General features: G+C 62.3%; 11 protein-coding genes, 1 tRNA gene and 1 other annotated feature. Of the genes, 7 read left to right on the top strand and 5 right to left on the bottom strand.

The features are described from left to right. The first annotated feature begins 5 nt into the window (after positions 1 to 5). On the top strand, positions 6 to 332 hold the full coding sequence (locus tag VHN57_RS04740; protein WP_037507824.1) for a YnfA family protein: 327 nt from the start codon (positions 6 to 8) through the stop codon (positions 330 to 332). Here the strand turns inward: VHN57_RS04740 and VHN57_RS04735 are convergent. Then, positions 329 to 994, bottom strand: a complete 666-nt coding sequence (locus tag VHN57_RS04735) for a uracil-DNA glycosylase (protein ID WP_278988099.1) — start codon at positions 992 to 994, stop codon at positions 329 to 331. The two genes, VHN57_RS04740 and VHN57_RS04735, sit on opposite strands and share 4 nt — an antisense overlap. A gap of 23 nt (positions 995 to 1,017) precedes the next feature. On the opposite strand from VHN57_RS04735, the gene folK reads away from it, so the two are divergent. The 3 genes from folK to VHN57_RS04720 all read left to right on the top strand — a co-directional run bounded on the left by folK (position 1,018) and on the right by VHN57_RS04720 (position 2,978). Beyond that, positions 1,018 to 1,527, top strand: coding sequence for a 2-amino-4-hydroxy-6-hydroxymethyldihydropteridine diphosphokinase (folK, locus tag VHN57_RS04730; protein ID WP_278988096.1), 510 nt, complete (start codon positions 1,018 to 1,020; stop codon positions 1,525 to 1,527). 41 nt (positions 1,528 to 1,568) lie between these two features. Then, positions 1,569 to 1,644 (top strand) — tRNA-Lys (locus VHN57_RS04725). Between the two features lie 221 nt (positions 1,645 to 1,865). Next, the gene (locus tag VHN57_RS04720; protein WP_423282931.1) at positions 1,866 to 2,978 is read left to right on the top strand and encodes a DNA cytosine methyltransferase; all 1,113 of its coding nucleotides are present in this window, start codon (positions 1,866 to 1,868) and stop codon (positions 2,976 to 2,978) included. Here VHN57_RS04720 and VHN57_RS04715 read toward each other — a convergent pair. Together VHN57_RS04715 and VHN57_RS04710 are read right to left on the bottom strand one after the other, a co-directional pair. After that, on the bottom strand, positions 2,975 to 3,781 hold the full coding sequence (locus VHN57_RS04715) for a hypothetical protein (protein WP_423282929.1): 807 nt from the start codon (positions 3,779 to 3,781) through the stop codon (positions 2,975 to 2,977). The two genes, VHN57_RS04720 and VHN57_RS04715, sit on opposite strands and share 4 nt — an antisense overlap. Then, on the bottom strand, positions 3,747 to 4,571 hold the full coding sequence (locus tag VHN57_RS04710) for an IS5 family transposase (RefSeq protein WP_125990377.1): 825 nt from the start codon (positions 4,569 to 4,571) through the stop codon (positions 3,747 to 3,749). Before VHN57_RS04710 ends, VHN57_RS04715 begins: the two co-directional genes overlap by 35 nt. Positions 4,572 to 4,653: 82 nt before the next feature. On the opposite strand from VHN57_RS04710, the gene VHN57_RS04705 reads away from it, so the two are divergent. Next, positions 4,654 to 5,882 (top strand): IS3 family transposase gene (locus VHN57_RS04705; RefSeq protein ID WP_423282422.1). Its coding sequence is split into 2 segments (ribosomal slippage): positions 4,654 to 4,942 and positions 4,942 to 5,882, totalling 1,230 coding nucleotides; the frame shifts between segments, so codons are not numbered across the junction. After that, positions 4,935 to 5,051 (top strand) — a sequence feature (AL1L pseudoknot). Its footprint overlaps the gene before it by 117 nt. A 219-nt stretch (positions 5,883 to 6,101) precedes the next feature. Here VHN57_RS04705 and VHN57_RS04700 read toward each other — a convergent pair. Then, complete coding sequence (locus tag VHN57_RS04700) at positions 6,102 to 6,521, bottom strand: hypothetical protein (protein WP_423282927.1); 420 nt, start codon at positions 6,519 to 6,521, stop codon at positions 6,102 to 6,104. A gap of 495 nt (positions 6,522 to 7,016) precedes the next feature. Beyond that, positions 7,017 to 10,097, bottom strand: coding sequence for a TonB-dependent receptor (locus VHN57_RS04695; RefSeq protein WP_278987225.1), 3,081 nt, complete (start codon positions 10,095 to 10,097; stop codon positions 7,017 to 7,019). Between the two features lie 200 nt (positions 10,098 to 10,297). Between VHN57_RS04695 and VHN57_RS04690 the strand changes: the two genes are divergently transcribed. Next, a complete protein-coding gene (locus VHN57_RS04690) occupies positions 10,298 to 12,211 on the top strand; it encodes a rhamnogalacturonan lyase (RefSeq protein ID WP_459115394.1) in 1,914 nt (637 codons plus the stop codon). A gap of 145 nt (positions 12,212 to 12,356) precedes the next feature. Then, entirely contained in the window at positions 12,357 to 15,467 is a 3,111-nt protein-coding gene (locus VHN57_RS04685; protein WP_423282923.1) for a DUF4982 domain-containing protein, read from the top strand. The last annotated feature ends 30 nt before the right edge of the window (positions 15,468 to 15,497 follow it).

Here is a 15,497-nt window from a genome sequence, read left to right as displayed (position 1 = left end):
GACTGATGCAGTCGATCCTGGTCTATATCGCCGCCGCCCTGGCAGAGATCGCCGGCTGCTTCGCCTTCTGGGCGTGGCTGCGGATGGACAAGTCGATGCTGTGGCTGATCCCCGGCACGGGCTCGCTGCTGCTCTTCGCCTGGCTGCTGACCCTGGTCGACGCGGCGGCGGCTGGCCGCGCCTATGCGGCCTATGGCGGCGTCTATATCAGCTCGGCGCTGCTCTGGCTCTGGCTGGTGGAGGGCGTGCGGCCGGACCGCTGGGACATGGCCGGCGTGGCGCTCAGCCTGGTCGGCGCCGGCGTCATCCTGTTCGGCCCGCACCGCGCCTAATTGGCGGACGTCAGCCCCGCCAGTTCCACCGCCCGCGCGAACACCGCCTCGAACATCTCCGCCGTCAGCCGGTTGGTATTCTGATTGTAGCGCGAACAATGATAGCTATCGATCAGCATCCGCCCGTCGGGCATGCGATGCTCCGCCCCATGGGCAAAGCGCGCCTTGGGCAACTTGCCACCAAGCACCTTCACCGCCGACTGATGGGCAATCTCGCCCAGCGCGACGAAGGTCCGCGCGCGCGGCAGTTGCGCCACGCCGTCGGCCAGGAAGGGGCGACAGGCATGGACTTCGGCCGGCACCGGCTTGTTCTGCGGCGGCAGGCAGCGGACCGAATTGATGATGATCGCGTCGCGCAGTTCCAGCCCGTCATCGACCCGCGCCTCATAATTGCCTTGCGCCAGGCCGAACTTCTTGAGCGTCGCGAAAAACAGCTCGCCCGCGACATCGCCGGTGAAGGGCCGACCCGTGCGGTTTGCCCCCTGCTTGCCCGGCGCCAGGCCGATGATGCCGATCCGCGCCATCGGGTCGCCAAAGGCGGGCACCGGCGCGTTCCACCAATCGGGATGTTCCGCCCGGCATTCCGCACGCAGCGCGACCAGGCGCGGGCAGAGCGGACAGTCGCGGGGCGGTTCTCTTGATAGGGGGCTTTGCAGGATCATGGCGCTCAGATAGGCGCTGCACCATGCCGGACACAAGCCGCCACCTTTATGCGCTCTCGATCGGGTCGAACCGGCCGCTCTCGGCCCAGCTGACGCCGCCGCGCCTGCTAGCCGAAGCCGTGCGCCAGATCGGCGCGCTCGGCGATGTCATTGCCCTGTCCCCGACGATCGAGACGCCGCCCCTCGGCCCCTCGCGCCGCCGCTTCGCCAATGCCGCGCTGCTGGTCGACAGCGCCCTGCCCCCGCCCGTCCTGCTGGCCGCGCTGCAGGGCATCGAGACCGGGCTTGGCCGCCGCCGTTTCCAGCGCTGGGGCGCGCGCCGGCTCGACATCGACATCATCCTCTGGTCGGGCGGACGCTGGCGCAGCCGTGATCTTCTGATCCCCCACCCCGCCTTTGCCCAGCGCGACTTCGTCCTGCGCCCGCTCAGCGCCATCGCGCCCGACTGGAAATGCCCGCCTTCCGGGCAGAGCGTGCGGCATCTCCATGCGCTTTTGCGAAAAGCATCCTATCATCGTGCCACAAGAGGTTGACCAGCCGCCCGCGCGCCACTAGTGCGAGCGGTCTCGACAGGGGGTCCATAGCTCAGTCGGTAGAGCAACTGACTTTTAATCAGTAGGTCGCTGGTTCGAACCCAGCTGGACTCACCATTTTAACCCTTATAAAACATCATCTTGATGGCACTTATGCCGCCGCAGCGCGCGACATCTTCCATCTGAGTTACCCAATAGGCACCGAAAAAGTCGGAGCAACGGGCTGCATCATTCGTGTCTGTTGTGATAATTTTCCATCAACGGCGCTTTCATCGTTCCCGAATTGTTCGCCTTCGGTATAGATGGTGGAAGCTTACCGCCGTTTGTGAGGTAGGGAATTGAAGTTCGTTGATCTGTTTTCGTGCGGTGGCGGAATATCCACTGGATTTGCCCGCACGGGGCGCTTCACGCCGATCGGTGCCGTGGACCTTGAGGTAGCTAAGCCCAGCCATCCAGTCGGCGCGACTGCCTGCAACGATACCTACGAGGCGAACCTAGGGCTCCGGCCCCTCTCTGCTGACCTTGCGGTTATTTCTCCTGAAGACGTCGCCGCCCACTTTGGGTTTAAGCCGAACGATGTTGACCTGCTCATTTCCTGTGCGCCCTGTACTGGCTTCAGCCAGAAGCAATCGCGCAACCATGCCCGCGATGATTCCCGCAACCACCTTGTCGAGCGCACGGCGGTCTATGCGGAGGCGTGGAAGCCGAAATATGTGGTGGTCGAGAACGTCAAGGAATTGCTTCGCGGACGACACAAACACCACTATCAGGGCCTTCATCGTCGGTTGACAGAACTTGGGTACGACGTCTTTGCCGAGGTGCACGATCTCAAACATCTGGGCCTTCCTCAGAGTCGTATTCGCTCCCTGATCGTTGCAAAATTGGGCGGTCGCTTCGAGTGGCACGTTCCGGAACGGCAATCGTTCGCGACTGTAAGGGACGCAATCGGCCACCTGCCTGCCGTTCAGGCGGGAGAGCAGCACCCTGACGACCCGATGCATGTGTCTCCTCGTATGACGGATGGGTCCATGGCGCGGATGCAGGCCATCCCGAAGGATGGGGGGAGTTGGACCGACATTCCAGAGAAACTGGCTCATTTGCGCATTCCGAGCATGAACTCGAAAAAGCCTGGGTCATTCCCCGACATTTACGGTAGGCTTGCATGGGACCGGCAGGCGCCGACGGTGACCCGCGAGTGCAGCCACCCCGGCAACGGCCGCTACTCTCATCCCGAGCAGGACAGGCTCCTTACAGTGAGGGAGATGGCTCTAATCCAAGGCTTCCCTGCCGATTACCAGTTCAAGGGAAGCTTGTCGTTCAAGTACCGACAAATCGGAGATGCTGTGCCGCCGGTGGTGGCGGCCCAGATAGCTCGCGCAATCCTTGCGGACATCGATGGGGAATTGGAGGCGACTTCGCAGGCTAGCGGCCAGTTGTCTCTATCTGTCTAACCGGGGCGGCCTAGCTCCCACCACGCGTGCAGCGGGCATAGTTCCGTATCCAGTCCTGAGATTGTGATTTTCTCGACACTGCCGTCAAGGACAAGCCTGAACGCTTTTCGGCCGTTCAATCTGACCTCTGCGCTAGTGCCACCGGCTTTTGTAATCTTCCCAAAATCTTTTGCCTCCAGATTTGCCACCGCGGCCAAGACATCTTTTGGGATTTCCCGAAGATCATAACGGACCCGTTCCTCGTTGCCGTAGCTCCGAAGCATGAAAATTCGCTCATATTCTTGGAGATGCGAGAGAATGCGTTCTTGCACCTGTTCGGGAGCATCCTCAGGACCGTTCAGGTCTCTGATCCACCGCGCCTCCATTAACTTTGAAATCGTGATCGACTTGGGATTTAAGCCCTTGGCGGCTTCAGTTTTAAGCGAGAAAAAGCGAGCATCGACTTCAAGGTCAGCGCCTCGGTGGACCATGCTGTCCGTTCGTTTCGCATCATGGCCGGTGCGTTTAAAGGATTGTTCGAGTATGTGTTCGAAGTTCTCCTTTTTCAGCGCCACTCCGCTTGATGCATGGTGCGCGGCAAGACGAGTAGAAAAATATTCGAATGCTTCTTCATCGAGAAAATCATTACGGATGTGCTCGCTAATTTGCTCTTCCGCAAATTTGGCGATGATGTCCGTAAGGACTTCAACTTGGATGGGGGAAAGTGATCGAAGGTGAACCGCACCGGGATTGCCGGAGGCCCTAACTCCTGAGAGTCCGTTTGGAAAATCAGGGATGAGCGTTTCGGCGTAGTAGGTTTCCACCCATGGCGACGAGGATCATCGCCTGTGAGACGTCGATGCGCTTTTCGTAGTCGCGGACCAGACGGCGCCATCGGGTCATCCATCCGAAGGTGCGTTCGACGACCCAGCGGCGCGGAAGCACCTTGAAGCCCTGCTGGCGATCGCTTCGACGGATGACCTCCACGACAAAGTCGAGGTAGCTGGCCTTGTCCATGAGCTTGAGGCGATCATAGGCGCCATCGGCAAAGAGATGCTTCACCCACGGCCAGCGCTTGCGGATGCCATCGAGGATCGCCTGAGCGCCTGCACTATCGGAGATATCGGCGGTAGTGAGGTTGACCATCAGCAAGCGTCCATCGGTGTCGACTGCGATATGCCGCTTGCGACCGACGATCTTCTTGCCTGCGTCAAAACCGCGCTTTTCTGCGGAAGGCGCCTTGACCGACTGGCTGTCGATGACCGCCGCACTGGGGCTGGCTTCTCGCCCCTCACGTTCTCGGTCCAACATCAATTCGATGTCGTGGATCGTCTGGAACAGGAACCTGCGTGCCAGCTCCCGAAACCAGCCATAGACCGTCTGCCAGGCGCCAAAATGGATCGGCAGCATCCGCCAACCACACCCCGATCGCACCAGATAGCGGACCGCGTTGATCACTTCGCGGAAATCCACCTCGCGGGGACGGCCTCGACGACCCGGCTTGGGCATCAACGGCGCAAGGCGATCCCATTCCTCATCGGTCAGGTCACTGGGATAACGCTTCGTCTTCTTCGCAATCTGGGCCATCCGCCCCCGGCTCTGCTGCGTCCACATCCAGAGCCTGAATCACGCAGATACGCCTATGACAACCCCTGCCGCCGATTTCCCAAACAGCCTCTGAGAGGAAGGGTCTACGATGAGCAAGACGACGAACAAGTTTGCACCCGAGGTTCGCGAGCGGGCGATCCGCATGGTTCTGGATCATGAAGGTGATTATCCTTCCCGCTGGGCGGCGATCACATCGGTGGCCGAGAAGATCGGGTGTTCCGGGCACACGCTGCTGGAATGGGTGAAGAAGTCCGAGGTGGACAGCGGCAAGCGCGGCGGGGTGCCGACGGAGACAGCCGAGAAGCTCAAGGCGCTTGAGCGTGAGGTCCGCGAACTGCGGCAAGCTAACGAGATCCTTCGCAAGGCGTCGGCATATTTTGCTCAGGCGGAGCTCGACCGCCCGTTCAAACGATGATCGCCTTTATCGATGAACATCGCGATGCCTATGGGGTCGAGCCGATCTGCCGGGTTCTGCCGATCGCCCCATCCACCTATCATGAGCGCGTCGCCAAACGACGCGACCCCGCACTGCAGTCCGCACGCATTCGACGAGACGAGGCTCTGAGGCCCGAGGTTTTGCGCGTGTTTGCGGAGAATTTCGGCGTTTACGGCGTGCGCAAGGTGTGGCGGCAGATGAAGCGCGAGGGTTTCGATGTTGCTCGCTGCACCGTGCAACGGCTCATGCGAGATCTTGGCTTGCAAGGGGTGATCCGGGGCAAGCCGGTGCGCACCACGATTGCCGATAAGGCAGCACCATGCCCGCTGGATCAGGTCAATCGCCAGTTTCATGCTCCGGCACCGAACATGCTCTGGGTCTCGGATTTCACCTATGTCGCGACCTGGGCGGGGTTCGTCTATGTCGCCTTCGTTATCGACGTCTACGCCCGCTACATCGTGGGCTGGCGCGTCAGCAGAACCGCGCACGCCGGCTTCGTGCTGGATGCGCTGGAGCAGGCTATCCACGATCGGCGGCCTGTTCACCGAGGCGGCCTGGTTCATCACAGCGACCGCGGATCGCAGTACGTGTCCATCAAATATACCGAGCGTCTCGCCGAAGCTGGCATCGAGCCGTCAGTTGGAAGCGTTGGAGACAGCTACGACAATGCTTTGGCCGAAACCATCAACGGTCTCTACAAAGCCGAGGTGATCCACCGTCGAGGGCCTTGGCGGTCGTTTGAGGCCGTTGAGTACGCTACGCTGGAATGGGTGGACTGGTTCAATAATCGGCGGCTCTTGGAGCCCATCGGAAACATCCCACCGGTCGAAGCCGAGCAGCGATATTATGCCATGCTGGACGACGTCCCACTGGCAGCCTAATTTAAATGAAATGGCCTTCGGCAATCCCGGTGCGGTTCAAGGGCATTGACTGCCTGCTCAATATCTTGCCGTTTTGCATTCTCGTCTGGCATGAATTTTCCACATTATTGAGTTCAGGAAACTATTGTGAGCCAGAGCCTGTCGGTCAAGGTCCGCACGGGCGTATTCCAGGGCTTCTCTTCAGGCTAACGTCGGAGTTTGATTGCGACAGACCGCCACTTAGCCCACTGTGCCTTCATTCAGCAGTGCGCTCGGGTGGCAACCGAGAACAGCTGCTAATCTGCCGACGATGGCGATAGATGGGTTGCCGCGGCCCGCCTGGATGCCGCGCAGATAGGTCTTCAGAGCCCGCGCCAGCGTTATGCCAGTCTCGGCCGCCCCCTCCGTCGGGTCCACGCCGGATCGTATCTGCGACATCAACGCCTTCGCCCGGTTACGAGCTTCGCGCGACCCGATCCGGTCGCAGCGGTCGATCTTGACCCGCACCGTCCTGACGTGACGCACGTCGCCCTGAACGGCATAGGAGCGCATTGTCTTGTGGCATATGACCATCAGGTCTTTGAGCTGCTCGTCCCGGTGGATGCCAGAGGCGAAAAGCAGGTCCCTGATGCGGGCTTCAGTGAGATTGCGTATGACCAAGCGACATTCCATTTCAAGCACAGCGCCGAGCACCGAACGGCCACTATCCTTCACTGCCGTCGACTGACGCCGAATGACTGAATGTCGCGGTTTTACGTGCCCGCGAGCCGCCCGATGACCATAATTGACCTCGAATGGCGCGATGTAGCGGGGCTTTCAATCAGTAGGTCGCTGGCTCGAACCCAGCTGCCCCCCAACATCGCGACAGCAACCGATCCCTGTGCATCCTTGCCGATCAAGCGCGCGCATCCACGCCATTTCTGCGCACGGCGCACAACTGTCGTGCCGACAAACGACAGGACAGGACGCGCCCGGATGATATCGAGCGGGCGACGCGCCCGCTGCCAATATCCGGGGCGCACACCGCGGTTTTCGAAAGGCGGGCGCGTCACCTTCCCATGACCCGACCTGCCCCGTCGCGCCCACCCGCAAAAGAAAACGCGGCCCCGGAACATGCCCGGAACCGCGTCTTTGCCCTTCCCCAAGGGAATGGGATCAGAACTTGCCCTGGATACCGACGAAGAAGCGACGGCCAGGATAATAGAGATCCACCGGCATATCCTTGTTGATATAGACCTTGGAATATTCCTTGTTGAGGTTCTGCCCCTCCAGGAAGACGCTGAAATGATATTCCGGGAAGCGCAGCGTGATCTTGCCGTCCAGATAGCCTTCGCCCTTGCGATAGAGCGGGTTGTTGCCATTGGTCGCGCTGATCACCGTATCCAGCCACTTGGACCGATAATTGTAGCTCACCCGGAAGTTCAGCCAGTCCTTGTCGTAGAAGAAGCTGGCATTGTAAGTATATTTGGAAAGGCCGGGATATTCCTTCAGCTCCGCACCGGTCGCGCTGTTGGTCAGATTGGTGCGGATGGCGCGGGCATAGGTGAAGTTGCCGCTGGCACCGAACCCGTCGAACGGCTTGGGCAGGAAGGTGAAGGCGGTCTGGGCGCTCGCCTCGATACCGTCGAGCAGCGCGCCATAGCCGTTGACCGGCTGACGCACGGTATAGCTGGTGCCGTCATGGAACAGGTCGACACCGCTGCGCGTCACGTTGGGAATGACGAAGCTCGACTCATATTTCTTGTAATAGCCAAGGCTCAGCATCGTGTCGGCATTGGGATACCAGGCCAGGTTGGCTTCCCACTGGTCAGCGCGATAGGGCTTCAGGTCCGGGTTGCCGGCGGTGCAGACATCATCGGTCCCGATGAGGGTCTGGTCATCCAGACAGTTGATGTTCGGCACCAGGTCGGCCGGCTTGGGACGGGCCAGGTTCTTGGCCCAGTTGGCGCGCAGGAACAGGTCGCGGGTCAGTTCCAGGTTCGCGTTGAACGCCGGCAGGAAATCCGTGTAGCTGTTGGAAATCAGGGCTTCCTGCGCAGCAATCGTCACCGTCTCGGTGCCGCCGGTCGCATTGACCCGCGTCACACGGCTGATGTTCGTACCGACGCCGGTATCCTTGGTATGGGTCCAGCGCAGGCCGGCATTGCCGGTAAGGCGCATACCGAAGATCTCGGTATCAATATCGGCCATGACATAGCCGGCATAGATTTTCTCGTCGATGCGCGCGCTCGGAATCTGCGGCAGGCCATTGGCCTCCAGCACCAGATCCTGGTCGAAGCCCGACAGGTCATAGAATTGCGACAGCACGCTGGCATCGAAATTCGGGAAGGCGATCGCGCTCGGAATGCCCGAAGGCGCGCCCTTCAGGCCCGAAAAGAGCGGTGCGCCGCCGGTAACGCCACCCAGCGCGCTCACCATCGCCTGATATTGGCCGGGGGTCATGTACCAGGTATTGCCGTTGCGGGTCTGCGTCGGGTTCTCGACGATATTGGTCGTGTAGGACACGTTGGCGCTCGACTGATAGGTCATCGTCGTAGGATCGAGCAGGCGCGAGCCGCCGCCAGCATAGTTGAGGAACTTTTGCCGGCGCCACTGGCCACCGAACTCGATCTTGCTGACGATCGGATGGTCGATTTCCCAATCCGCATCGAACTTCAGCTGGTCTTCGGTGTTGTTCAGCTGGCCCGGACGATATTGCAGCGCCGGCCCATAAACGGGCAGCGGCTGGCCATTGGCGCCCACACGCGAATAATCGGTATAGACGTTGGGATCCGCCGGATCGAAGCTTGACGGGAAGGTGAAGACCGGCACCCCCTGATCATTGCTGCGGTCGATGCTGATGCCAGCAACGCTGGTGCCGATCGAGATCAGGTTGGTTTCCTGCTCGGTATGCGCGGTCGCATGCGACCCCATCGCGTCGATCTTCAGCCGGCTGCCCACGTCCCAGGTGAAGCCACCCGAGAAATATTTGCTGTTCTGGTCATAGCTGAAGTCGCGGCGCTGGACGCCCACGATATTGGCCGCGCCATTCCAGTTGGGAGCAGCAGCCGTGCCGACATTCACCGCATTGACCGCCGTGGTCAGGCTGGTGACGACATGATTTTCATTCACCGTCGACGTGCCCAGTTGCACGCGCGGGCGCGACGTACCGCCATTGGTGCCAGCCGCCAGAGCGGGATCGAGATTGAAGCGCTCGATACGACCCAGGTCGATCGAATAATTGGTGTCCTGCAGACGCTGGTTGCGCAGGTTGATCTGCGCATTGGCATAGGCCCGGAAACTGGGAGCAACCTGATACTGCAGCGTCACATCGCCCGAAATGCGCTTGTCGTTGCGGACCCACTGGCGATAGCGCGGCACGGTCGGCGCCCAGTCGAAGAACTGGGTTTCGCAGGCCAGTCGGCGTGCGGTCGCGTTGGCCGTCGAGGTGCCGCCGACGCCGGCGCAGCTCTCATATGTGTTGTAATTGGCATAGAGCGGATCGGCGACCGTCTTTTCGGTAGAATGATCGAAATCAGCGAGGCGCGACCAGTTGGTATTGCTGATATAATCCTGGCGCGTGTCGACGTCGCTATAGGTGGCGTTGACCAGGATACCCAGGCCATCGATCAGGAATTTGGGCGCGCCGGCAAAGAAGGTCAGGCGCGGCTTCCAGGTTTCGGTCAGTTCCTGATTCTGCCCCGCCGCCGTCAGCGAAAAGAGCGGATCCTTCAGCTCCAGCGGCTTGCGCGTTTCGACGCGCACGGTGCCGCCAATGCCGCCTTCGGTCAGGTCGACGGCATAGCCCTTGTAGACGTCGATCGACTTGACCAGTTCGGCCGCGATTTCACGGAAGTCGCCGGCGCGGGTGCCGGTAGCGCTGACCTGGCTGACGCCGTTGATCTCGACGCGGTTGAGGTCGGGCTCGACGCCGCGGATCGAGATCTGCGTGCCCTCGCCAAAGTCGCGGCTCAGCTGGACGCCGGTGATGCGGGCGAGCGAGTCACCGATATTCTTGTCGGGGAAGCTGGCGATATCGTCGGCGACGATCGAGTCGACGACGGTGTTGGCGATCTTCTTACGGTTGATCGCCGACTGGAGCGAGGCGCGGGTACCGACGACAACGATATCGGCGGCCGAAGCGGCGCCCTGCTTCTTTTCGCCTTCGTCATTTGTCTGAGCAATGGCCGAAGCCGACACCAGCATGACGCCGGCCATGGCGAGGGCGGAAGCGCCCTTCAGCGTCCGGCGAACCATTGCGATGTTTGAAAAATTGCGTGCACTTTCAGTGGTATGCTCGCGCATAGCCGATCCCCTCTCTCCCAGAACACCCCATGACCGACTCCGTTTCCCCACGGTCGTCGAATCAGTTTCTAGACGGAGAGTTACTGAACCTATATGTGGGATGCAATTCTAATATTTGGATCAGTAGTGATCCGGAGGGGAGCTTGATGCAAATGCGCACCACTATTCGGGCCTTTACCATGACGCTCGGGCTGGCGACTTCGACCATGGCATTGGCAACTGGCCCCACCGCCCGAATAGCGGCCGAACGGCTTGATCGCGGCGCGGTAGCGCTACCAGCGCAGGGCGGCGGCATGCTCATTACATGGCGTCTACTGGCCGATGATCCCGCCACCATCCGCTTCCGCCTGTTGCGCGACGGCAAGCCGATCCATGACAGCCGCGTCGGCGAAGCCACCGCCTTCGTCGACAAGAAGGGCAGCACGACCAGCCGCTATGCGGTGCAGCCGATCGGCGACAAACGCGCCCCCTCTCCCGCCATGATGTGGGACAAATCCTATCTCTCCATCCCCCTCACGCCCCCCGCCGACGGCGTCACCCCGGCCGGCGAGTCGTTCAGCTACACCGCCAATGATGCGAGCGCGGCCGATCTGGACGGTGACGGCCGTTACGAGATCATCCTGAAATGGGATCCGACCAACAGCCATGACAACAGCCAGGGCGGCTATAGCGGATCGGTGCTGCTCGACGCCTATCGGCTCGATGGCACACGGCTGTGGCGCATCGACCTTGGCCGCAACATCCGCGCCGGCGCCCATTATACCCAGTTCCTGGCCTTCGACTTCGACGGCGACGGCCGCGCCGAAGTGGCGATGAAGACCGCCGACGGCACGGTCGACGGCACCGGCACGGTGATCGGCGACGCCAGGGCCGACTGGCGCGGCCATGATGGCGAAGTGCCGCAGCGCGACCGCACCGGCGCCAAGATACTGCCCGATGGCACGAAGGTCGCGCCGATGCAGGGCCGCATCGTTAAGGGGCCGGAATATCTGACCGTCTTCGACGGCCTCACCGGCAAGGCACTCGCCACCGCCCCCTATGATCCGCCGCGCTATCCCGGCGGCAATCCCACGACGCAGCAGCTGGCCGAAAGCTGGGGCGATGGCTATGCCAACCGATCCGACCGGTTCCTGGCCGGCGTCGCCTATCTCGACGGACATCTGCCCTCGATGGTCTTTGGCCGCGGCTATTATGCCCGCACCGCGATCGCCGCCTGGGACTGGCGCGACGGCAAGTTGACCCAGCGCTGGCTGTTCGACAGCAGCCAGCCGGGCAAAGGCGACTATGCCGGACGCGGCAATCACCAGCTTTCGATCGCCGATGTCGATGGCGACGGCCGCGACGAGGTGATCTACGGATCGATGGCGGTGGATGACGATGGCAAGGGGCTGTGGACCCAGCCGCTCTTCCATGGCGACACCATGCATGTCAGCGATCTTGACCCCGCCCGCCCTGGCCTGGAAAAATTCGGCGTGTTCGAGGATCAGCGCCAGAATGGCATGATCGGCTCCGCCCTGCTCGACGCGCGCACCGGCGAGATGCTCTGGTCCACCCCGGCCGAAAAGGATACCGGCCGCGGCGTCGCCGCCGATATCGATCCGCGCCACTGGGGCGCCGAATTCTGGAATTCCAGTTCGGCCGAACTGTTCGACGTCGCCGGCAAGCCGATCGGCCCGCGCCCGCGCCAGACGAACTTCGCCATCTGGTGGGACGGCGACCTGCTGCGCGAACTACTCGACAAGACGACCATTTCCAAATGGGACTGGGAAAATGGCAGGGAAATCCCCCTGCTCTCGCCCGAGGGCCTGTCGTCCAACAACGGCACCAAGGCGACACCGGCGTTGCAGGCGGACCTGATCGGCGACTGGCGCGAGGAAGTGGTGTGGCGCAGCGCCGACAATCGCGAAGTGCGCATCTACACCACCCCCTATCCGACCACGCACCGCTTCGTCACGCTGATGCAGGATCCGGTCTATCGCCTCGGCGTCGCCTGGCAGAACACCGCCTATAATCAGCCGCCGCACGCCAGCTTCTATCTGGGCGCCGGCAAGCAGGGCGAACGCTGACCCTCGATCGGGTGGGTGGCGCTACATGCGCTATCCACCTGACTGACCAATATATGGATCACATATCCATTTTTAGGGATATCTATTGACCCTTCGCCCGGCATCGCCCAAAGTGGCCTGACCAATATTCGGAGAGGGCAAGGGCATGAAGCGGAAATCGGCTGTCGGCGCGCGGGTGCGTCAGTTGCGGGGTGGCCTGGCCCTGCTGGCGCTGGCGCCGCTCCTTCCCGCGCTCCCCGCCGCCGCCCATGACGCCTCCACCGTCACCGCCTCGCCGCGCCAGACCTATAATCTCAATCCCGGCTGGCTGATGACCACCGGCGATCAGGCCGGTGCGCAGCAGCCCGGCTTTGACGACAAGGACTGGCAGAGCGTCACCCTGCCCAACGCCTTCAACGAGACGCAGGCCTTCGCCCGCGACATCAAGGCGCTGTCCACCGGCATCATCTGGTATCGCAAGCACATCACGCTCCCGGCCGATGCCACACGCGGCAGGGCCTTCCTGGAGTTCGAGGGCGTGCGCCAGGCCGCCGAAATCTGGGTCAATGGCCGCTCGGTCGCCCTCTCCGAACATGGCGTGATGGCCTTTGGCGCCGACATCAGTGCTGCGCTCCGTCCCGGCGACAATGTCATCGCCGTGCGCGTCGACAATGACTGGAAATATAAGGAACGCGCCACCGGCAGCGGCTTCCAGTGGAACAATGACAATTTCAACGTCAATTATGGCGGCATTACCAAGAATGTCCGGCTCCACCTGACCGGCCCGGTCTATCAGACGCTGCCGCTCTATTCGACGCTGGGCACCACCGGCCAATATATCTGGGCCGACGGTTTCGACATCGCCGGCCGCCGCGCCAATATTCATGCCGAAAGCCAGGTCCGCAACGACAGCGCCGCCGCGCGCGCCTTGTCGCTCCGCGTCGAAGTGCGCGATCCCGCCGGTCGCCGCATCGCCCGCTTCGACAGCGCCGCCACCTCGATCGCACCCGGCCAGACCGCCACCCTCGCCGCCGCCGCGCCGGTCGCCGACCTCCATTATTGGAGCTGGGGCTATGGCTATCTCTACACCGTCACGACCAGCCTGATCGACAAGGGGCCAAAAAATGCTGGCAAGGTGATCGACAGCGTCGACACCAGGACCGGCTTCCGCCAGACCCGCTTCGGCGATGGCAAGGTCGACCTCAACGGCCGTACCATCATGGTCCATGGCTATGCCCAGCGCACCTCCAACGAATGGCCCGCCGTCGGCACCTCCATCCCGCCCTGGATCAGCGACTTTTCCAACGCGCTGATGGTGGAGAGCGGCGGCAATCTGGTCCGCTGGATGCACGTCACCCCGTCCAAGCAGGACATCGAATCCGCCGATCGCGTCGGCCTGATGCAGGCGATGCCGGCGGGCGACGCCGAAAGTGACGTCACCGGCCGCCGCTGGGACCAGCGCAAGGAAGTGATGCGCGACGCGATCATCTATAATCGCAACAATCCCTCGATCCTCTTCTACGAAAGCGGGAACGAGAATATCAGCGAAGCGCATATGGCGGAGATGAAGGCGATCCGCGATCAATATGATCCCCATGGCGGCCGCGCCATCGGATCGCGCGAAATGCTGGACAGCAAAGTCGCCGAATATGGCGGCGAGATGATGTATATCAACAAGAGCGCGAAGCATCCGATGTGGTCGATGGAATATAGCCGCGACGAAGCCGCCCGCGCCTATCAGGACAATTTCACCCCGCCCTTCCACAAAGATGCGCCCGCCTATAATCGCAACCAGGACAGCCATGCCATCGAGGATGTGAAGCGCTGGAACGACTATTATGTCATGCGGCCGGGCACCGGCACCCGCGTCAGCTCGGGCGGGGTCAACATCATCTGGTCGGACAGCAACACCCATTATCGCGGCGACAATAATTACCGCCGCTCGGGCGAAGTCGACGCCGTGCGCATCCCCAAGCAGGGCTTTTTCGCGCATCAGGTGATGTGGGATGACTGGGTCGACAGCGTCACCCCCGCCACCCACATTATCGGCCACTGGAACTATGCGCCCGGCACGGTCAAGGACATGAGCGTCGTGTCCAATGGGGATAGCGTCGAGCTGTTCCTCAACGGCCGCTCGCTCGGCAAGGGCCAGCGCAGCGATAGTTTCCTCTTCAGCTGGAAGGCTATCGCCTTTGCCCCCGGCATGCTGCGCGCCGTCGCCACCCACGCCGATGGCAAGACCTCGGAGTTCAGCCTCTCGACCACCGGCCCGGCGGTCGCGCTCAAACTCACCCCCCATGTCTCGCCGCGCGGCTTCGTGATGGACGGCGCCGACATCGCACTGGTCGATGTCGAGGCGGTCGATGCCCAGGGCCGCCGCATGCCGGTCGACGCCAGCAAGGTCCATTTCGATCTCAAGGGGCCGGCGCTCTGGCGCGGCGGCATTGCCCAGGGCGACAGCCAGGGCAAGGTCCGCGCCGGCCAGACCGAAGGCGAAGCGGTCGTGACCAAGGCGCATGGCGCGGACGGCACCACCTCCTATGCCGGCACCGCGCGCGAGGAGGATAATTATATCCTCTCGCCCGACCTGCCGCTGGAGGGCGGGATCAATCGCGTCCTGATCCGCGCGGGGACGAAGGCCGGCACCGTATCGCTCACCGCGACCGCGCCAGGCCTCAAATCCGCCAGCCTGTCGATCGCGACCAAGCTGCCCGCCGCCACCAAGGGCGGCCTGTCCACCGATTTCGCCGACGCCTTCCAGCCCGGCAGTCTGGTGCGCGGCCCGACACCCGCCACCCCCAGCTTCACCCCGCACCGCACCACATTCCTCGCGCAGGACATCCGCGCCGGGTCAGGACAGGCCGATGCGGGTGCCACCGTCGACGACAATGAACTCACCCGCTGGGCGAGCGACGGCAAGCCAGACAATGGCTGGATCGAATATCGTTTCGCCACGCCGGTACGCCTCAGCGAAATCGACCTGAAGCTGGTCGGCTGGCGCTCGCGCGCCTATCCGCTCGAACTGACGATCGACGGCAAAAGCGTCTGGCGCGGCGAGACCGAACGACAGCTTGGCTATACCACGCTGCGCTTCCCCGCCACGACCGGCCAGACGCTGCGCATCCGCCAGACCGGCCCGGTGCAGGACAGGGACGCCTTCGGCAAGGTGGTGGAACTCGCCAGCGCCCGCCAGGCCGGCGACACCGGCGCCGACGCCGTCCCGCCCGGCTGGCACCTGGGCATCGTCGAAGCCGAATTCCACGGCCCGGTCGACTGACACCCTCAGCCTGCACGCTCCCACATCCGT

Source organism: Sphingobium salicis subsp. salicis (assembly GCF_049472635.1).
In the GTDB taxonomy this organism is placed as follows: Bacteria; Pseudomonadota; Alphaproteobacteria; order Sphingomonadales; family Sphingomonadaceae; genus Sphingobium; species Sphingobium yanoikuyae_A.
This window is presented reverse-complemented; position numbering and strand designations above follow the sequence as displayed.